Here is an 18917-nt window from a genome sequence, read left to right as displayed (position 1 = left end):
GAGTACCGATTCGGTGCCGCAGGGGATTCATGCGTTACGGTGTTACACACAATGTCTATCCGTAATTCTCCGTCGCGTGACGACACCTCAGCGAGCGTCGAGGACTCCATTCTCGACGCCGCACGCTCGTGCATCCTCGATTTCGGACTGCGCCGCACCACACTGGCGGAGGTCGCCCGGCGCGCAGGCGTCAGCAGGCCGACCGTCTACCGGCGCTGGTCCGACACCAGGGCCGTCGTCGCCGATCTGATGACCCGCGAGATCGCTGCCGTGATGCCCGAATTCTCCGCCGAGGAATCGGTCCACCGCCAGCTGGTCGACGCCGTGGTCCACGTGTCCACCGAGGTGCGCGACCATCCGCTGTTCGTGAAGATCCTGCGTTCGGATCAGGAACTGTTCACCACCTACATCCTCGAGCGGCTGGGTACGAGCCAGCGGGCGATCATCGACCAGGTTGCGTTCGCGGTGTCGACGGGTCAGGACCAAGGCTCGATCCGCGCCGGGGACAGCCGTCAGATCGCCACGATGGTCCTGCTCATCGCGCAGTCCGCGGTCCAATCGGCCGTGATGGTGGCCGAGGAACTTCCCGGCGACGCCCTGACGGAGCAACTCCGGCACGCTGTCGGCGCCTACCTGGCACCGGACGCCGCCGGCAACCACCCGACAGAACGAGGAGACCGGTGAACCACCCGAACACGCCGCCCGCGAGCCGCTCGTCGGCTCTGAACGCCGCGCGAAGGGCGCGCGAACTCGACCGGCTGTCGGACGGTGCAGTCGTCGACGTCCTGGTGATCGGCGGCGGAGTGACCGGTGTCGGTGTCGCGCTCGACGCGGCGTCACGCGGCCTCGACGTCGTGCTCGTGGAGAAGCGGGATCTCGCGTTCGGGACCAGCCGGTGGAGTTCGAAACTCGCCCACGGCGGGCTGCGGTATCTGGCATCGGGCAACGTCGGCATCGCCCGCGAGAGCGCGGTCGAACGCGGAATCCTCATGACCCGCACCGCCCCCCATCTCGTCCGGGCGCTCCCGCAGCTCGTCCCCGTTCTCGATTCGACGACGCTGTTCGGCAAGTCCCTCGTCCGCACGGGCTTCCTGGCCGGTGATCTGCTGCGTGCAAGTGCTCGCACACCATCGTCGGTGCTGCCGCGATCCCGGTCGGTCCGAGCCGACCGGGTGGTCGAACTCGCCCCCGCGGTGCGGCGGGAAGGCCTGCGCGGCGGTCTGATGGCATTCGACGGCCAGCTCATCGACGACGCCAGACTCGTGGTGTCCCTCGCGCGCACCGCCGCGCTCCACGGTGCGAAGGTGCTCACCCGGACGGGCGCGTACGACGTGACCGGGACGTCCGCGACCCTGCGCGACGAGCTGACCGGCTCGGAACTGCCGATCACGGCGCGCGTCGTGGTCAACGCGGCGGGCGTGTGGTCGGGTGAGATCGATCCCGGGATCACGCTGCGGCCCAGTCGCGGCACACATCTGGTGCTCCCGGCCGAGCGGCTCGGGAACCCGACCGCGGCGCTCACGGTTCCGATCCCCGGTGAGACCAATCGCTTCGTGTTCGCGCTGCCCGCACAGCTCGGCCGCGTGTACCTCGGCTTGACCGACGAGGCGGCGCCGGGACCCGTTCCGGACGTCCCGGTGGCGTCGGAGCAGGAGATCGACTTCCTTCTCGACACGGTCAACACCGCGCTCGAGGTTCCGTTGCAGCGCTCGGACGTTGTCGGGACCTTCGCCGGGCTGCGACCTCTGCTCGACACCGGGGACGGATCCACCGCGGACCTCTCGCGCAATCACGCCATCCTGCGTTCGGACACGGGTCTCGTCAGCGTGGTCGGCGGCAAGCTCACCACCTATCGCAAGATGGCGGAGGACGCCGTCGACGCCGCGGTCGAGGTGGCAGGACTCGACGCGGGCCCGTGCCGGACGCGGGCCCTGCCGCTCGTCGGTGCCGCGACACCCGAAGCGCTGCGGAAGGTCTCGGCCCCGCCGGCGCTGCTCGCCCGCTACGGAACGGAGGCGGCGCTGATCGCCGCCGCCGACCCCGAACTGCTGGCGCCGATCGCCGAGGGTGTGGACGTGAGCCGCGCCGAGCTCGAGTTCGCGGTGACTCACGAGGGGGCACTCGACGTCGACGACCTACTCGACCGGCGCACCCGGATCGGACTCGTCCCCGCCGACCGTGCGCGGTCCCTCGCCGCCGCCGAAGCCGTGTTCGAGAAACGGTGACGCCGACCGTGTGACACTCTGTGATTCGTGCGAGTCGCCGTGGTCGCCGGGCCTGATCCCGGACATGCCTTCCCTGCCCTTGCGTTGTGCCTCGCCTTCATCGAGGCCGGAGACGATCCGGTCCTGTTCACAGGTACACGGTGGGTCGAGCCCGCACGGGCGGCCGGTGTGCCTGCCGAGTTGCTGAAAGGTCTCGCGCCCCGCCCGACGGACGACGACCTCGATGCGGGCGCGCGCATTCACGCCCGCGCCGCGCACATCTCCACCGAGTTGCTCCCCGACCTGCGCGCGATGGGACCCGACCTCGTCGTCTCGGACATCCTCACCGCCGGCGGGGGCATGGCCGCGGAGCGGCTGGGGATCCCGTGGGTCGAGCTGTCCCCGCACCCGCTCTACGCCGCGTCCAAGGGGTTGCCGCCCATCGGAAGCGGTTTGGCCCCGGGTGTGGGAATTCGGGGCAGGCTCCGCGACACGGTCATGCGTACCGCGACGGCGCGGTCGATCCGGCAGGGTGAGCGGCAACGCTCCGAGGCCCGGGTCGGCGTCGGACTGCCTGCGAAGGACCCGGGGCCCGTTCGGCGGCTGATCGCGACACTCCCCGCGCTCGAGGTGCCGCGACCGGACTGGCCCGCCGAGGCGCACGTGGTCGGGCCGCTGCTGTGGGAACCGACGAACGAGGTGCTCGAACCGCCGGACGGCGCCGATCCTCTGGTCATGGTGGCTCCGTCGACTGCATTCACCGGCGCCGAGGGCATGCTCGAGACGACGCTCGCGGGGCTCGACGGGGCAGGTGTTCGTGTGATCGCGTCGATACTCGACGGATCGCCGGCCACGGTTCCGCCCTGGGCGCGAGCTGGTCTCGGCCGTCAGGACGCGATGCTGCGCGAGGCCTCGGCCGTCGTCTGCGGCGGCGGACACGGAATGCTGGCCAAGGCCCTGCTCGCAGGGGTTCCGGCGGTGGTGGTTCCCGGCGGCGGCGATCAGTGGGAACTCGCGAACCGGGCCGCGCGGCAGGGGAGCGCCGTCGTGGTGCGTCCCCCGAGCGCGGAAGCCCTCCGCGCGGCAGTCGAACAGGTGCTCTCGAACGGTGCCCACGCGGACGCCGCGCAACGGGCGGCGCGGAGTATCGCGGATGTCGCCGATCCGGTGGAGGTGTGCCGCGCCGCGCTGCGGTGAGGGCCCGGCACGCGGTTCGGCTAGCGTGGACGTGTGCGACTGACCGAATTTCACCAACTCGTCCGCGAAGAGTTCGGGCAGATGCGCGGCGACGCGCTGCTCGTCGACCACGTGCTGCTCGGTCTCGGGGGCAAGACCGCCGCCGAAGCCATCGAGGACGGCCGGGAACCCCGCGAGGTGTGGCGTGAGCTTTGCGTCGAGTTCGACGTCCCGCCGCAGCGCCGGTAGAAATCCGGCGTGTCGAACGGACCGACCGCACATATCGAACACACGTTCCCCTATGCTGGGGATGTTCGGTGGTCACGGTTCTTGTCGGTACCTGGATCTAACCTGACCGCAGATCACTGATGAGACTCGAGGAATGGGGACGACGATGGCACCACAGGCACACGATCGAGACAAGGCGCTCGACCTCGCGCTGGCGCAGATCGACAAGAACTTCGGCAAGGGCTCGGTGATGCGCCTGGGCGAAGGTGTCCGTCAGCCCATCGCCGTCATCCCGACCGGCTCCATCGCGCTGGACGTCGCCCTCGGCATCGGCGGGCTGCCCCGCGGCCGTGTCGTCGAGATCTACGGCCCGGAGTCCTCGGGTAAGACCACCGTGGCTCTGCACGCGGTCGCCAACGCCCAGGCTGCCGGCGGCATCGCCGCGTTCATCGACGCCGAGCACGCGCTCGACCCCGACTACGCCCAGAAGCTCGGCGTCGACACCGACGCGCTGCTGGTGTCGCAGCCCGACACCGGTGAGCAGGCGCTGGAGATCGCAGACATGCTGATCCGCTCCGGCGCCCTCGACATCCTCGTGGTCGACTCCGTGGCCGCTCTGGTCCCGCGCGCCGAGATCGAGGGTGAGATGGGCGACAGCCACGTGGGTCTGCAGGCGCGTCTGATGAGCCAGGCGCTCCGTAAGATGACCGGTGCGCTCAGCAATTCCGGCACCACCGCGATCTTCATCAACCAGCTGCGCGAGAAGATCGGCGTCATGTTCGGTTCCCCCGAAACCACCACCGGTGGTAAGGCATTGAAGTTCTACTCGTCGGTGCGCCTCGACGTGCGGCGGATCGAGACCCTGAAGGACGGCACCGACGCGGTGGGTAACCGTACCCGCGTCAAGGTGGTCAAGAACAAGGTTGCGCCGCCGTTCAAGCAGGCAGAGTTCGACATTCTCTACGGCCTGGGAATCAGCAAGGAAGGCTCGCTGATCGACATGGGTGTCGAGCACGGGTTCATCCGCAAGTCGGGTTCCTGGTACACCTACGAAGGCGACCAGCTGGGACAGGGCAAGGAAAACGCCCGCAAGTTCCTGTTGGAGAACACCGACATCCGGGACGAGATCGAGAAGAAGATCAAGGAAAAGCTCGGAATCGGCGCCGACGTCACTGCTGCTACGGATGACGCCGCCCCGGTCGAATTCTAAGGCGCCGCCGTGCGTCCGACGGGCGAAGGTGGGACGGAGACGCAGGCCAAGGATTTGTGCCTGCGTCTCTTGACGGACCGTGCCCGGAGCCGAGCGGAATTGGCCGAGCGTCTGGCGAAAAAGGGCTACTCGCCCGAGATCGCTGAGCGTGTGCTGGATCGCCTCACCGAGGTCGGACTCGTCAACGACGCCGACTTCGCCCAGCAATGGGTGCATTCGCGGCACACGTACTCCGGCAAGGGGAAACGTGCGCTCGCACTGGAACTGCGCCGCAAGGGCATCGGTCAGGAAGACGCCACCGAGGCGCTCGCTCAGATCGACAGTGAAGACGAACGAGCGCGAGCCACCGAACTGGTCGAGAAGAAACTGCGGACGGTGTCCGCGGACGATCGGGACCGGGCGGTCCGCCGACTGGTGTCGATGCTCGCGCGCCGCGGATTCCCCCAGGGCATGGCGTTCGAGGTGGTCAAGGAACAACTCGATCGCGCGGGTGCGGAAACCGACGGCCTGTTCGACGGGACTTGATTACGACGAGACGACAACAACACTGACGAGACGTCGACAACACTGACGAGACGTCGACAACACCAACGAGACGACAACACTGCGGTCGGACGGAACAGAGTTCCCGTCCGACCGCAGTGCTATTTCGGGGCGAATGTCACATCACAACCGCTTGTCGGTGATGTCCATACCCGGAACCGACACCGCCGGAAGCTCGGGAACGGCCCCCTTGGGGCCTCCGCCCTTGCGGCTGGCCCGGAGTCGCTTCTCCACCTTGGTCGCCACCACGGTGAGCGTGTAATTGAGGACGATCATGATGATCGCCACCACGATCAGGGCGGGAAGGTAGTTGCCGTAGAACGCACCGAGCTGCTGACCGGACCGCACCACTTCGACGTAGCCGATGAGGTAACCGAGCGCGGAGTCCTTCAAGGCCACCACCATCTGCGAGATGATCGCCGGGAGCATCGCCGTGACGGCCTGCGGAAGCAGGATGGTGCCCATGACCTGGCCCTTGCGCATACCCAGCGCCATGGCGGCCTCGCTTTGCCCCTTGGGGAGCGAATTGATGCCTGCCCTGACGATTTCGGCGATCACCGAGCCGTTGTAAAGCGTGAGGCCCACGATGACCGCGGCGAGCGCAAGGTATTTCGACTTGAAGACCTCGTACTCGGCGAACAGCTGGTACGAGAAGATCATCAGGATCAGTACCGGGATGGCGCGGAACAATTCGACGATCCCGCCGGCGACCCATCGCACCGGCCGGTGGTTCGACAGGCGTCCGATGCCGAGGATCGCGCCGAGGATCAACGCGAACAGGATCGATACGGCGGCTGCCACGAGGGTGCCGCGGATACCGGGGATCAGATATGTCGTCCACGACGTCGATTCGAGGAACGGATCCCATTTCGCCGCCGTCAGCTGACCTTTGTCGTCGAGCGCGGCGTAGACGAGGTAGCCGATTCCCAGTAGCGCGACAGCGACCACGACCGAGATCAGGCGATAGATGTTCTTCGCCTTCGGACCCGGTGCGTCGTAGAGGACGGTGGCGGCATTGCTCATCGTGCAACCTCGAATCGCTTGCTCAGGTATCCGAAGAGAAGCCCCATCGGCAGGGTCAGGATCACGAAGCCGAGCGCGAAGATGCCACCGACGACGAAGATGGCGGCCTCGTTCTCGATCATTTCCTTCATCAGGAGCGACGCCTCCGCCACGCCGATCACCGAGGCGATCGTCGTGTTCTTGGTCAAGGCGATCAGCACACTACCGAGTGGGGCGGTGACCGCGCGGAAAGCCTGCGGCAGCACGATCAACCGCAGATTCTGGGAGAACGTGAGGCCGAGCGACCGGCCCGCCTCCGCCTGTCCGACGTGCACCGTGTTGATACCGGACCGCAGGGACTCGCAGACGAACGCTGCGGTGTAGACGCTGAGGCCGAGCACGGCGAGCCGGAAGTTGTTCTCCTCGAAGAACGTCGGCGACTGCTCGGGGGCGAGCTTGACGCCCATCGTCTGGAAGAGCCCGAAGGAGCAGAAGATGATGATGAGCGTCAGGGGAGTGTTGCGGAAGATCGTCACGTACGCCGTGCCGACACCACGCGCGACCGGGATCGGTGACACCCGCATCGCCGCGAGGATGGTGCCGAGTATCAGAGCACCGACAGCCGAGAACGCGGTGAGTTGCACCGTCGTCCAGAATGCGTCGATCAGCTGATCGCTGTATTTGCTCAGTAGGTCCACTTACCGTCTCCCCAGGTGACCGGTGGTTGGTGTCGAACCGGGCCGGACGATTCCGCGAATGGGGAGTCGTCCGACCCGGATGAGTGAGTTGCTCAGTACCGATCGACGGTCGGCGGGGCGGGGATCGGGTAACCCGACGCGCCGACGGTCTCGTTGAACGCGCGCTCCCACGAGCCGTCCGCGATCATGGCGGTGATGGCGTCGTTGATCTTGGCGCGGGTCTCGTCGTCGCCCTTGGCCAGGCCGATGCCGTAGCGCTCTTCGGTGAACGGCGCGCCGACCACCTTCAGCTCGCCTGGGTACTGCGCCGCGTAGCCGGCGAGGATGATGTCGTCGGTGGTGACGGCGTCCACCGCACCGTTACGCAGTGCCTCGACGCACGCCGAGTACGTGTCGAATTCCTGCAGTTGCACGTCCTGCGCGTACGTGTCCTTGACCTTCTGCGCCGGGGTGGACCCGGTGACGGAGCACAGCTTCTTTCCGCCGTTGAGCGAATCGGGGCCGGTGATGTCGGTGTTGTCGGACTTCACCAGGAGCGACTGTCCGGCGATGAAGTACGGCCCGGCGAAGTCGACCTTCTCCTTGCGGGCGTCGGTGATCGAGTAGGTGGCGACGATGTAGTCGACCTCACCGTTCTGGATCAACGTCTCGCGCTGAGCCGACGGGGACTCCTTGAACTCGATGTTCTCGGGCGCGACACCCAGCTTGCCGGCCACGTATTCGGCCACCTCGACGTCGAAGCCGCTGAAGGAACCGTCGGGGTTGCGCAATCCGAGGCCGGGCTGGTCGTACTTGATTCCGACCGTGAGCTTGCCCTCCGACGCGCTCTGGGATGCGCTCTTCTCTTCACCTCCGCCACAGGCAGATGCGACGACGGCGAGCGCCATGACGCCGATTCCCACGCGAATCGCGCGATTGATTCTCATCGAGTTCCTCCAATTGAAGTGACGGGTGTTGCGTGTGGAGCACGGTCGACCGAGAGCACCGCAGCGGCGCTCCTTCGGGTCAGTGGCTGAGAATCTTGCCGAGAAAGTCCTTCGCGCGCTCGGATTTGGGAGCGGTGAAGAACGTGGTGGGCTCGGCGTCCTCGACGATCTGGCCGTCGGCCATGAAGAGAACACGGTGGCCGACCTTGCGGGCGAAGCCCATCTCGTGGGTCACCACGAGCATGGTCATGCCGTCCTTGGCGAGTGAGGTCATGACGTCCAGGACCTCGTTGACCATTTCCGGGTCGAGTGCGGACGTCGGCTCGTCGAACAGCATGACCTTGGGGTTCATGGCGAGTGCGCGTGCGATTGCGACTCGCTGCTGCTGACCGCCCGACAACTGCGCCGGGTACTTGTCCGCCTGGTTGGCTATGCCGACCCGCTCGAGAAGCTCGTAGGCCCTCGCCTTCGCGTCGGCGCTGCTCTTCTTCCGCACCTTGACCGGTGCGAGCATCACGTTCTCGAGGATCGTCTTGTGGGCGAACAGGTTGAACGACTGGAACACCATGCCCACGTCGGCGCGCAGCGCCGCCAGGGCCTTGCCCTCGGCCGGTAGTACCTTCCCGTCCACCGCGATCTCACCGGAGTCGATGGGCTCGAGGCGGTTGATGGTGCGGCACAGCGTCGACTTACCCGAGCCGGACGGTCCGAGGACGATCACGACCTGTCCGCGAGGGACTTCGAGGTCGATCTCCCGGAGGACGTGGAGGGCGCCGAAGTGTTTGTTCACCGATTTCATCGAGATCATGGACGGGGCCGCGCCCGTGGAGGGTGTCGGCGTCGCGTCGTCGGCTTGCGTCATAGTCGATGACCCTATGTGTTGGGAGCGGGAGCACCTGCCATTTGCCCCGAGAATCCTCGGGATGTCACGGAAACTTTACTGTCCGGCTTCGGGTGTGTGTCCGGGCGCACACCGGCCGCGACGAGGCGATCTGGCGCGGGCCGTACCCTGGCATACGTGGACACGATCGACCAGACCCCTCACCGCAGCTACGAGGTGCGCACGTACGGCTGCCAGATGAACGTGCACGACTCCGAGCGGCTGTCGGGGCTCCTCGAGGACGCCGGCTACACGAAAGCGGCCGCGGGGCAGGCGCCCGACCTCGTCGTCTTCAACACCTGCGCGGTGCGGGAGAACGCCGACAACAAGTTGTACGGCAACCTGAGCCACCTCGCGCCTGCGAAGGAACAGAACCCCGACATGCAGATCGCGGTCGGCGGGTGCCTGGCGCAGAAGGACCGCGACGTCGTCGTGAAGAAGGCGCCGTGGGTGGACGTCGTGTTCGGCACCCACAACATCGGTTCGCTCCCCGCGTTGCTGGACCGGGCCCGCCACAACCAGCGGGCCGAGGTCGAGATCCTCGAGGCGTTGGAGGCGTTCCCGTCGACGTTGCCCGCCAAGCGGGAGTCGGCATACGCGGGCTGGGTGTCCATCTCGGTGGGATGCAACAACACCTGCACGTTCTGCATCGTGCCCGCGCTGCGCGGCAAGGAGGTCGACCGGCGCCCCGGCGACATCCTGGCCGAGGTGCAGGCACTGGTGAACGAGGGCGTCGTCGAGGTCACCCTGCTCGGGCAGAACGTCAACGCGTACGGCGTGTCCTTCGCCGATCCCGACCAGCCCCGCGACCGCGGCGCGTTCGCCGCGCTGCTGCGCGCGTGCGGAGAGATCGACGGGCTCGAGCGGGTGCGGTTCACGTCTCCGCACCCGGCCGAATTCACCGACGACGTCATCGAGGCGATGGCCCAGACCCCCAACGTGTGTCCCCAGCTGCACATGCCGTTGCAGTCCGGCTCGGACCGTGTGCTGAAGGCGATGCGCCGCTCCTACCGGAAGTCGCGGTTCCTGGGGATCATCGACAAGGTCCGCACCGCGATGCCGCACGCGGCCATCACCACCGACATCATCGTGGGCTTCCCGGGTGAGACCGAGGAAGACTTCCAGGACACCCTCGACGTGGTCCGGCAGGCACGCTTCACCAGCGCCTACACCTTCCAGTACTCCAAGCGTCCGGGCACCCCGGCAGCGGAGATGGACGAGCAGCTGCCCAAGGCCGTCGTCCAGGAACGGTACGAGCGTCTCATCGCGTTGCAGGAACAGATCACCCTCGAGGAGAACCAGAAGCTCGTCGGCGCCGAGGTGGAACTGCTCGTCGCCGCCGGGGAGGGCCGCAAGAACGCGGAGACCGCCCGGATGAGCGGGCGCGCCCGCGACGGCCGCCTCGTCCACTTCCGGCCCGCGGGCAACCTCGACGGGAATGTCCGGCCCGGCGACGTCGTCACCGTCGTCGTCAGTGCCGCCGCCCCGCACCACCTCGTCGCCGACACCCCGGTCCTGACCCACCGCCGCACCCGCGCGGGCGACTTCTTCGAGAAGGGCGTCACCCCGAAGACCCCGCCGATCGGCGTGGGACTCGGACTGCCGCAGATCGGTCCGCCCGCACCACTACCCGCCCAGATGGGATGCAACGCATGACCACCCCGTTCGACGACAAGCGGCACGACGGAAACCGGACCGGCGACAACGGTTCGGGTTCCGAGAGCGAGCCGATCGAGAGTTACCTGAAGGATTTCGACGCCGCCGAGAAGAAGGTGGCCGGCGAGATCGATCCCGGCGCGCGTGCCCTCGTCGTCGCGGTCGCGGTGGTCGTACTCCTCGGTTCGCTGACGTTGCCGCACTCCGGCATCGCCAACGGCTGGGAGGTGCTGGTGTACGGGGACGACGCCCGCGCGGAGACGATCGCGCTGCCGTCGCGGCTGTTCGTGTGGTTCGAGGTGGTGTTCGGGGTCGTCGTGTCGATGCTCGCGCTCGTCACCCGCCGCTGGGCGCTCGCCTGGGTGGCCCTCGCCGGAACCGCCGTGTCCATCGTGTTCGGCATGCTCGCCATCTGGTCGCGGCAGACCCCGGCGCCCGGCGTCGAGGCGGCCGGACCGGGGATCGGTCTGATCATCGGCTGGCTCACCGTCATCGTGCTCACGTTCCACTGGTTGAAGGTGGTCTGGAGCCGCACCGCCCTGCAGCTGGCCGCGGAAGAAGAACGCCGCGCCGCTGCCGCCGAAGCGGAGCGACGCGGCGACTGGAACGTCGGCTGATCGTGCCTACGGGCCGCTGACGGCGCCCTCGGCCGCCTCAGCCCATTCGCGCCACTGCTGGGCCTGCGCGAGGGCGCTCTCGGCGTCCTTCGTCTTGCCCGCGGCGGTCGCCTTGGCGGCCTGCTCCTCGAACTGCGTGACCCGCTCCCGGAACTGCGCGGCCCGGGCGAGGGCCTCCGGGTCGGTGCGGCGCCATTCCTCGTCGGCGGCGTCGCGAACACGCTTCTCGATGGCGCGCAGCTTGCCCTCGAGGTCGTGCATCCGCTCGCGGGGCACCTTGCCGATGGCGTCCCACTTCTCCTGCAGGTCGCGGAGCGCGGCCCTCGCCGCGTCGATGTCCTTGGCCGGATCGATGTGGCCGGCGTTCTTCAGCAACTCTTCCTTGGCGACGGCGTTCTCCTCGAACTCGGCGTCGCGTTCGGAGGACGCGGCGTTGCGGGCGGCGAAGAACACGTCCTGAGCGCCCTTGAACCGCCTCCACAGGTTGTCGTCGGCTTCCCTCGGTGCGCGGCCCGCGGCCTTCCACTCGGCGAGCAGATCACGGAACGCTCCGGCCGTCGGACCCCAGTCGGTGGAGTCGGACAGTGCCTCGGCCCGTTCGACGAGCTCTTCCTTCTTGGTCTTGGCGGCGGCGCGCTCGCGGTCGAGTTCGGCGAAATGGGCGCCGCGACGCCGGTTGAACGCCTCCCGCGCCTTCGAATACCGCTTCCACAGGGCGTCGTCGACCTTCCGGTCGATACCGCGGATGGTCTTCCACTCGTCCAGGATCTCGCGCAGCCGGTCGCCGGCGGCCTTCCACTGCGTGGATTCGGCACCGATCTGTTCCGCCTCCGCGGCCAACGCTTCCTTGCGTTCGGTGTGCGCCTGCCGCGACAGTTCCTTCTCGTGCTTGGCATGGGCCGCAGCCTCGTCGGATCCGGCGATGATGACGTCGAGCCGCGCAGCGAGAGAATCGATGTCACCGATCACCGCGGCGGTCGGGAGGGATTCGGCGAGTGCTAGCGCGGCCGCCTTGGTCTTCTTCGCGTCGCCAGCGCCGGAACTGAGCCGGGCCTCGAGGAGTGCCACTTCCGTTGCCAGATCGTCGAAGCGCCGACCGAAGTGCGCCAGACCTTCCGCCGCGTCCCCGGCCTGCCACGACCCGATCTGCCGTTCGCCGTCCGCGGTCTTTACCCAGGCGGTGCCGTCGTCGTCCACGCGGCCGAACTTGCTCGGGTCACTGTGGGCGGGGGCGGCGACGGCGGGGGCGGAGAGGGCGTGTGTCGGTGTGGGGTGGGGCTTGGGTGCACCCGGTTTCGCGGCGGCACCGGGCTTCGGGACGCTGGGCTTCGGTGTGTCGTGCTGCTGAGCGGCAGGCTCCACGGCGGGCTTCGCGTCGCTGCTGTCGGTCATCGGTTCCTCATCTCTGCCGCGCGTCACGGCTGCCTGAACGCATATTGGCTCCATACGACCCGGGACGGGTGCTGGCTCCATTCAACCCGGTACGGGCCCTGTGGACTATTGAATCAGGTCGGACGGTCCGCGTTGGTACCGATTGACGGCACCGCCCGAATCGGATGTCGGGTCCGCACGGACGGTCGACTAGCGTGACTGTGTGTTCACCGCCGCAATCCTCGTGCCGTCTCCACCGCTACTGGTACCCGAACTGACCGGGGCGGCCGCTGCGGAGACGGCGCCGTTGCGGGATGCGGTCCAGACGGCGGCGAAGGCGTTGTCCGCGCTCGCCACCGAGTGGGTGGCGGTCGGAGCGGCGCCCGCCGCGGTGGAGGTACGTTCCGACGCCCAGGGCACCTATCGCGGCTACGGCATCGACGTGCGGGTCGCGTTGCGGCCCGGTCCGGCAGGCGATCCCGACCCGGACCTGCCGCTCGCGGCGCTGACGGCCGGGTGGATCCGGGGGACGTGCGCGCCGGACGCCGTCGTCGACGCGCGGATCCTCGCCGCCGACCTGTCGCCGCACCAGTGCGCCGAGTACGGCGCGGAACTGCGCGCCCTTCTCGACCGGGATCCGGAGCCGCGGGGTCTGGTGATCGTTGCGGACGGGGCGAACACTCTCACGGCGAAGGCGCCGGGCGCGTTCGACCCGCGTGCGGAGGGCGTGCAGGCCAGGATCGACGCCGCGCTCGATACCGGCGACTGCGACGCGCTGCTGGCCCTCGAACCCGCGGAGTGCGATTCCCTCGGCATCGGCGGACGCGTCCCGTGGCAGGTTCTCGCCGGCGTGTTCGACGCTCCACCCGCTTCCTGCCGGACGCTGTACAGCGCGGCACCCTATGGAGTCGGTTACCACGTGGGGGAGTGGCGTCCGTGACGTCACCCGTGCCGATCGCCGTCGTCGGACCGACCGCAACCGGAAAGTCGGATCTTGCACTGGACCTGGCCGAACGTCTCGGCGGCGAGATCATCAACATCGACGCGATGCAGCTGTACCGGGGAATGGACATCGGCACCGCCAAACTCGCCCCGGCCGAACGCCGCGGAATCCCGCACCACCAACTCGACGTGCTCGACGTGACAGAGACGGCCACCGTCGCGAACTATCAGAAGGCGGCGGTCCGCGACGTCGAGGCGATCGCCGCACGCGGCGCAGTGCCGGTCATCGTCGGCGGATCGATGATGTACGTGCAGTCGCTGCTCGACGAGTGGAGCTTCCCCGCCACCGATGCGTCCGTGCGGGCGCGGTGGGAAGCCGTCCTCGCCGAGAAGGGCGTCGCGGCCGTCCACGCCGAACTCTGCCGGGTGGACCCCGACGCCGCCGCGTCGATCCTCCCCACCGATGGCAGGCGCCTGGTCCGGGCCCTCGAAGTCGTGGAGATCACCGGGAAGCCGTTCGCGGCGTCGGCCCCGCGGATCGGCGAACCGCGCTGGGGCACACACATCGTCGGTGTCGACCGGGATACCGCCGAACTCGACGACCGGATCCGGCTCCGCACCCGGCTGATGTTCGAACGGGGACTCGTCGACGAGGTGAACGGGCTGATCGAGCTGGGACTGCGCGACGGGGTCACCGCACCCCGGGCCATCGGCTATGCACAGGTCCTCGCCTGGCTCGACGGCGAATACGACCTCGACGAGGCGCAGGAACGCACATTCATCGGCACCCGGCGCTACGTGCGCAGGCAACGGTCGTGGTTCCGCCGCGACACCCGCATCCACTGGGTCGACGGAAGCGACCCCGACCTCGCGGACACCACGATCCGCACCCTCGCGACCCGAACACTGGGAGAACGATGAGCCGCGCACCGTCCGGACGCAACCGTCCGGCCCCGTCCCTGCTGGTGACCACCCGCAACGCCCGCTTCCAGCAGTGGCAGTCGTACCTCACCAACCGCGCCAAGCGAACGAAGGCGGGACGCTTCCTGATCCAGGGCGTCCGTCCCCTCAACCTCGCTCTGGAACACGACTGGCCGATCGAATCGCTGCTGCACCGCATCGACGGCCCGCCACTGTCCGACTGGGCACGGGAACTGCTCGACACCCGATCCGTCGAACAGATCGGTGTCAGTGCCGAACTGATGGCCGAACTGGGTGAGAAGACCACCACCGCGCCGGAACTCATCGCCGTCGCGAAGACACGAACCCCGCGACTGAAGGACCTGAGACTGCAGGCCGTCCCACTGATCGTCGTGTTCGACCGGCCCGCCTCACCCGGAAATCTGGGCACCCTCGTCCGTTCCGCCAACGCGTTCGGCGCCGACGCGGTCGTCGTCGTCGGCCACGGCGCAGATCCGTTCGACCCCCGGAGTGTCCGTGCCTCCACCGGATCCCTCTTCGCGATGCCCGTCGTGACGGTGTCGTCCGTCGACGAGATCCTCGCCTTCCGCGACGCCCGGCGGGCGTCCGGAACCGACCTGCACATCGTCGGCACCGACGAGACCGGCTCCGTCATCATCGACGCCCACGACTTCGGCGGCGGCACCGTGCTCGTCATCGGCAACGAGACCCGCGGGATGAGCGCTGCCTGGCGCGACGCCTGCGACACGGTGGTCAACATCCCGATCGGAGGCGCCGCGAGTTCACTCGGCGCCCCCTCCGCCGGCGCCGTCGCCCTCTACGAAATCGCCCGGCAGCGTAAATGAACCGCACCGCGGTCGCGTAAATGAACCGCACCGCGGTCGCGTACATGAACCGCACCGCGGTCGCGTAAATGAACCGCACCGCGGTCGCGTAAATGAACCGCACCGCGGTCGCGTAAATGAACCGCACCGCGGTCGCGCAGATGAACAGCACCTGCTCGACCGTTGGTTAGAGTGGTGCGCATGGATTTCAGCAAGGGACATGGCACCGAGAACGACTTCGTGGTCCTCCCGGATCCCGATGTCCGCATCGACCTGTCGGCCCCGCGGGTAGCGGCGCTGTGCGACCGCAGGCGTGGGCTCGGCGCCGACGGAATCCTGCGCGTCGCGAAGGCCGGTGCGCTGGCCGCAGCCGGTGTGCTCGCCGAACTCCCCGACGGCACGTCCGAGGACGACTGGTTCATGGACTACCGCAACGCCGACGGCTCGATCGCGGAGATGTGCGGCAACGGCGTCCGTGTCTTCGCGCACTACCTCCGCGCGGCGGGGCTCGAGACACGCGACGAGTTCGTGGTCGGCAGCCGGGCCGGCGGCAAACCGGTGATCGTGCACTCGGCCGACGGCGCCTTCGGCGAGGTCACCGTCGACATGGGTGTGGTGCGGGATCTGGGAACCAGTGCCGCGACCATCGACGGCAAGGTGTTCAACGGGATCGGCATCGACGTCGGCAACCCGCACCTGGCGTGTGTCGATGCGCACCTCACGGCGGCGTCCCTGTCGGCCCTCGACCTGACGGCCGCACCCGGGTTCGATCCCGGCTTCTTCCCGCACGGCGTGAACGTGGAGATCCTCACCCGCATCGATTCCGGTGCCGTGAACATGCGGGTACACGAGCGCGGGGTCGGCGAAACACGGTCGTGCGGCACCGGGACGGTGGCCGCGGCCACCGCCGCTCTGCGCTTCGACGGGGCCGACTCCGGTGAGGTGAATGTCCGTATTCCCGGTGGTCAGGTCACCGTTGCGGTGTCCGACGGCCGGGCGACGTTGCGCGGACCGTCCGTCCTGGTGGCGTCCGGAACCCTCGACGACGGCTGGTGGAACGGCCTCGCCTGATCGCCCTGCGCGAAATGCACGTGCGCACCCTCGACATTCCGTGGGATCATGAGGGTGTATGACGAAAACACATCGCACAGAAGAATCGCCGATCTCCGACTCCACTGAGTTCGCCTACGACGACGGGCGCCCGTCGGTCGGCGAGATGCAACTCGAGGACCGCAGCGCGCTGCGCCGAGTTGCCGGGCTCTCCACCGAGCTCACAGACGTCACCGAGGTCGAATACCGACAGCTGCGCCTCGAACGCGTGGTGCTCGTCGGTGTCTGGACGCAGGGAACCGCGGCACAAGCCGAATCCAGCATGGCCGAGCTCGCGGCTCTGGCCGAGACCGCCGGGTCCGAGGTCCTCGAGGGCCTCGTCCAGCGGCGGGACAAACCCGACGCTGCCACCTACATCGGTTCCGGCAAGGCCGAGGAACTCCGTGAGGTCGTCCTCTCGACCGGCGCCGACACCGTCATCTGCGACGGTGAACTCACTCCCGCGCAGCTGACCGCGCTGGAGAAGGTCGTCAAGGTCAAGGTCATCGACCGGACGGCCCTCATCCTCGACATCTTCGCTCAGCACGCGACGTCCAGGGAGGGCAAGGCGCAGGTTGCACTGGCCCAGATGGAATACATGCTGCCGCGACTGCGTGGCTGGGGTGAATCGATGTCCCGGCAGGCGGGTGGTCGCGCCGGCAGCAACGGCGGCGTGGGCCTGCGTGGTCCCGGTGAGACCAAGATCGAGACGGACCGCCGGCGAATCCGTGAGCGGATGGCGAAGCTGCGGCGTGAGATCAAGGGCATGAAGGCCGCCCGCGACACCAAACGCACCAGGCGTCTGCGGAGCGAGACCCCGTCCATCGCGATCGTCGGATACACGAACGCCGGCAAGTCGAGCCTGCTCAACGCGCTGACCGGATCCGGGGTGCTGGTGCAGAACGCGCTGTTCGCGACCCTCGATCCCACCACCCGGCGGGCGGCGCTGGACGACGGCCGCGAGTACGTCCTCACCGACACCGTCGGCTTCGTCCGGCACCTGCCGACGCAGCTGATCGAGGCGTTCCGCTCGACGCTCGAGGAAGTCACGGACGCGGATCTGCTGCTCCACGTCGTAGACGGTTCCGATCCGCTGCCCACGGACCAGATCAGGGCCGTCCACGAGGTGATCACCGAGGTGATCCGGGAGAACGACGCCGCAGCGCCGCCGGAACTCATCGTGGTGAACAAGATCGACGCGGCCGACCCGGTCACGCTGACCCAGTTGCGTGGCCTGCTGCCCGGTGCGGCGTTCGTCTCGGCCCGGACCGGGGAAGGCATCGCCGAGTTGCGCGCGCATCTCAGCGATGTCCTGGTCCGCCCGGAGATCGAGGTCAGCGTTCTCCTCCCGTACAACAGGGGAGATCTGATGGCCCGGATCCACTCGGACGGTCAGATCCTCGACTCGTCCCACGAAGAGGACGGCACGCGCGTCCATGCGCGGGTGCCCGAAGCGCTGGCGTCGGCACTGGTTCAGTACAGCGGCAGTGCCTGACCGCTCACGGTGGTCGGCCCGTGTCGCGGTCGCAGTTCTCGCTGCGTGCACACCGCTCGCGGCGGCGGGCGCCGGGTCCGCAGAGCCGTTCTTCCGCGATCAGACCGCCGTCGACGCGTCGGAATTCGGTCCGCTCTGCACTCCCGACGATTCGGGGGTCGGCACCCCGGACGAGGCCTCGCTGGAAGAGCTGTCGGGGCTCGTGTCGGCGGGGAGACTGCTCTACGCGGTCGGTGACAGCGGGTCCGATCGCGCGGTCGCGGTGATGGACGGGAACTGCGCCGTGCAGCGGTGGCTTCCGCTGCCGGTCGATCCGTACGACGTCGAGGACATGGCCTCCGGCCCCGACGGCCGGCTGTGGCTCGCCGACACCGGGGACAACGGACGCCGACGCGACACGGTGGCACTGATCGCGATGGACCGCGACACCGGCGCAGGGGAACTGCATCGGCTGACGTATCCGGACGGCCCGCACGACGCCGAGACCGTTCTCGTCCAAAACGACGGCACCCCGCTGATCGTCACGAAGGAAGTGTTCGGGGCGGGCAACGTGTACCGGCCTGCGGAGGGCGCCGGTGTGGGCGGCCTCGCGAGCCCCGGCCCGACCCCGCTCGAGAAAGTGGGGACGCTGGACGTCGCCGAGACGAACGGCGCCGACGACGCCACTACCGGGAGCGGCACCACGGCCCCGGCCCTGCATTCGACGATGTTCACCGGCGGCGCCGTGTCGGCCGAAGGAACCGTGGCCGCCGTCCGCAGCTACTCCGACGTGTTCCTGTTCTCGGCGCCGGACGGCGACCTGGCCGCCGCGTTCGCTGCGGGTCCGGTGGTGCGCGCACACGTGCCGCAGCAGCCGCAGGGGGAGTCGATCGCGTTCACCGAGAACGGCGACCTGCTGGTCGCCTCCGAGGCGCGGGAGGGTCCCGTTCCGCCGATTCAAGCGCTGCCCGGGGCGGTGTCGAGGGTGCAGCAGCAGGCCCGCACGGAGACAGTCGCGGACGAGGCGTCGGCGCATTCGTCGGGAACGTTGTGGGGGATTGGCATCTCCGGTTGCGCGGTCGTGCTCGTGGTCGGCGCCGGCTTCTTGGTCCGCCGCCGTGTCCGATAGGTCTGTTTTGCGAGAAATGTTGCGAGC

At 68.2% G+C, this 18917-nt stretch carries 19 protein-coding genes; 14 read left to right on the top strand and 5 right to left on the bottom strand.

What is annotated here, in order from left to right:
* Nucleotides 1-51 precede the first annotated feature (51 nt).
* From GO592_RS16045 to recX, 6 genes are all read left to right on the top strand, one after another.
* Nucleotides 52-684, top strand: coding sequence for a TetR/AcrR family transcriptional regulator (locus GO592_RS16045; protein ID WP_005563809.1), 633 nt, complete (start codon nt 52-54; stop codon nt 682-684).
* The gene (locus GO592_RS16040) at nt 681-2225 is read left to right on the top strand and encodes a glycerol-3-phosphate dehydrogenase/oxidase (protein ID WP_007296375.1); all 1545 of its coding nucleotides are present in this window, start codon (nt 681-683) and stop codon (nt 2223-2225) included. The genes GO592_RS16045 and GO592_RS16040 overlap by 4 nt, the downstream gene beginning before the upstream one ends.
* 27 nt (nt 2226-2252) lie before the next feature.
* Nucleotides 2253-3401 carry a glycosyltransferase gene (locus GO592_RS16035; RefSeq protein WP_039950722.1) on the top strand — a complete coding sequence of 383 codons (1149 nt, stop codon included), beginning with the start codon at nt 2253-2255 and terminating at the stop codon, nt 3399-3401.
* Between the two features lie 33 nt (nt 3402-3434).
* Complete coding sequence (locus GO592_RS16030; RefSeq protein WP_007296373.1) at nt 3435-3629, top strand: DUF3046 domain-containing protein; 195 nt, start codon at nt 3435-3437, stop codon at nt 3627-3629.
* A gap of 145 nt (nt 3630-3774) precedes the next feature.
* Nucleotides 3775-4818 (top strand): recombinase RecA, encoded by a 1044-nt coding sequence (recA, locus tag GO592_RS16025; protein ID WP_005240749.1) that lies wholly within the window; start codon nt 3775-3777, stop codon nt 4816-4818.
* 9 nt (nt 4819-4827) lie between these two features.
* Nucleotides 4828-5343: a recombination regulator RecX gene (gene recX / locus GO592_RS16020; RefSeq protein WP_039950719.1), complete on the top strand. Its 516-nt coding sequence runs from the start codon at nt 4828-4830 to the stop codon at nt 5341-5343.
* Nucleotides 5344-5484: 141 nt separating this feature from the next.
* On the opposite strand, the gene GO592_RS16015 is transcribed toward recX, so the two are convergent.
* The 4 genes from GO592_RS16015 to GO592_RS16000 form a co-directional block, all read right to left on the bottom strand.
* Entirely contained in the window at nt 5485-6384 is a 900-nt protein-coding gene (locus GO592_RS16015) for an amino acid ABC transporter permease (RefSeq protein ID WP_005261144.1), read from the bottom strand.
* Entirely contained in the window at nt 6381-7061 is a 681-nt protein-coding gene (locus tag GO592_RS16010) for an amino acid ABC transporter permease (RefSeq protein ID WP_005261143.1), read from the bottom strand. Before GO592_RS16010 ends, GO592_RS16015 begins: the two co-directional genes overlap by 4 nt.
* A gap of 92 nt (nt 7062-7153) precedes the next feature.
* The gene (locus tag GO592_RS16005) at nt 7154-7987 is read right to left on the bottom strand and encodes a glutamate ABC transporter substrate-binding protein (RefSeq protein WP_007296371.1); all 834 of its coding nucleotides are present in this window, start codon (nt 7985-7987) and stop codon (nt 7154-7156) included.
* A 79-nt stretch (nt 7988-8066) separates the two neighbouring features.
* Nucleotides 8067-8795 carry an amino acid ABC transporter ATP-binding protein gene (locus GO592_RS16000; RefSeq protein WP_005261142.1) on the bottom strand — a complete coding sequence of 243 codons (729 nt, stop codon included), beginning with the start codon at nt 8793-8795 and terminating at the stop codon, nt 8067-8069.
* Nucleotides 8796-9005: 210 nt separating this feature from the next.
* Between GO592_RS16000 and miaB the strand changes: the two genes are divergently transcribed.
* Complete coding sequence (gene miaB / locus GO592_RS15995) at nt 9006-10523, top strand: tRNA (N6-isopentenyl adenosine(37)-C2)-methylthiotransferase MiaB (protein ID WP_007296370.1); 1518 nt, start codon at nt 9006-9008, stop codon at nt 10521-10523.
* Nucleotides 10520-11140: an Rv2732c family membrane protein gene (locus GO592_RS15990; protein ID WP_005261140.1), complete on the top strand. Its 621-nt coding sequence runs from the start codon at nt 10520-10522 to the stop codon at nt 11138-11140. Before miaB ends, GO592_RS15990 begins: the two co-directional genes overlap by 4 nt.
* A 6-nt stretch (nt 11141-11146) precedes the next feature.
* Here the strand turns inward: GO592_RS15990 and GO592_RS15985 are convergent, their stop codons facing one another.
* A complete protein-coding gene (locus GO592_RS15985; protein ID WP_007296369.1) occupies nt 11147-12532 on the bottom strand; it encodes a DUF349 domain-containing protein in 1386 nt (461 codons plus the stop codon).
* Nucleotides 12533-12734: 202 nt separating this feature from the next.
* On the opposite strand from GO592_RS15985, the gene GO592_RS15980 reads away from it, so the two are divergent.
* The 6 genes from GO592_RS15980 to GO592_RS15950 all read left to right on the top strand — a co-directional run bounded on the left by GO592_RS15980 (nt 12735) and on the right by GO592_RS15950 (nt 18890).
* Nucleotides 12735-13451 (top strand): class III extradiol dioxygenase subunit B-like domain-containing protein, encoded by a 717-nt coding sequence (locus tag GO592_RS15980; RefSeq protein ID WP_007296368.1) that lies wholly within the window; start codon nt 12735-12737, stop codon nt 13449-13451.
* Nucleotides 13448-14374 (top strand): tRNA (adenosine(37)-N6)-dimethylallyltransferase MiaA, encoded by a 927-nt coding sequence (gene miaA, locus GO592_RS15975; protein WP_193385474.1) that lies wholly within the window; start codon nt 13448-13450, stop codon nt 14372-14374. The genes GO592_RS15980 and miaA overlap by 4 nt, the downstream gene beginning before the upstream one ends.
* Entirely contained in the window at nt 14371-15219 is an 849-nt protein-coding gene (locus tag GO592_RS15970) for a TrmH family RNA methyltransferase (RefSeq protein ID WP_007296366.1), read from the top strand. Before miaA ends, GO592_RS15970 begins: the two co-directional genes overlap by 4 nt.
* A 180-nt stretch (nt 15220-15399) precedes the next feature.
* Complete coding sequence (dapF, locus tag GO592_RS15960) at nt 15400-16269, top strand: diaminopimelate epimerase (protein WP_007296365.1); 870 nt, start codon at nt 15400-15402, stop codon at nt 16267-16269.
* A 58-nt stretch (nt 16270-16327) separates the two neighbouring features.
* Entirely contained in the window at nt 16328-17782 is a 1455-nt protein-coding gene (gene hflX, locus GO592_RS15955) for a GTPase HflX (protein WP_005240762.1), read from the top strand.
* Nucleotides 17775-18890 carry a hypothetical protein gene (locus tag GO592_RS15950; RefSeq protein ID WP_007296364.1) on the top strand — a complete coding sequence of 372 codons (1116 nt, stop codon included), beginning with the start codon at nt 17775-17777 and terminating at the stop codon, nt 18888-18890. The genes hflX and GO592_RS15950 overlap by 8 nt, the downstream gene beginning before the upstream one ends.
* The last annotated feature ends 27 nt before the right edge of the window (nt 18891-18917 follow it).

The sequence above is a fragment of the Rhodococcus sp. 21391 genome, assembly GCF_016772255.1.
In the GTDB taxonomy this organism is placed as follows: Bacteria; Actinomycetota; Actinomycetes; order Mycobacteriales; family Mycobacteriaceae; genus Rhodococcus_F; species Rhodococcus_F opacus.
Note: the sequence above shows the minus strand (reverse complement) of the source record. Positions and strands in the feature narration are given on the sequence as shown.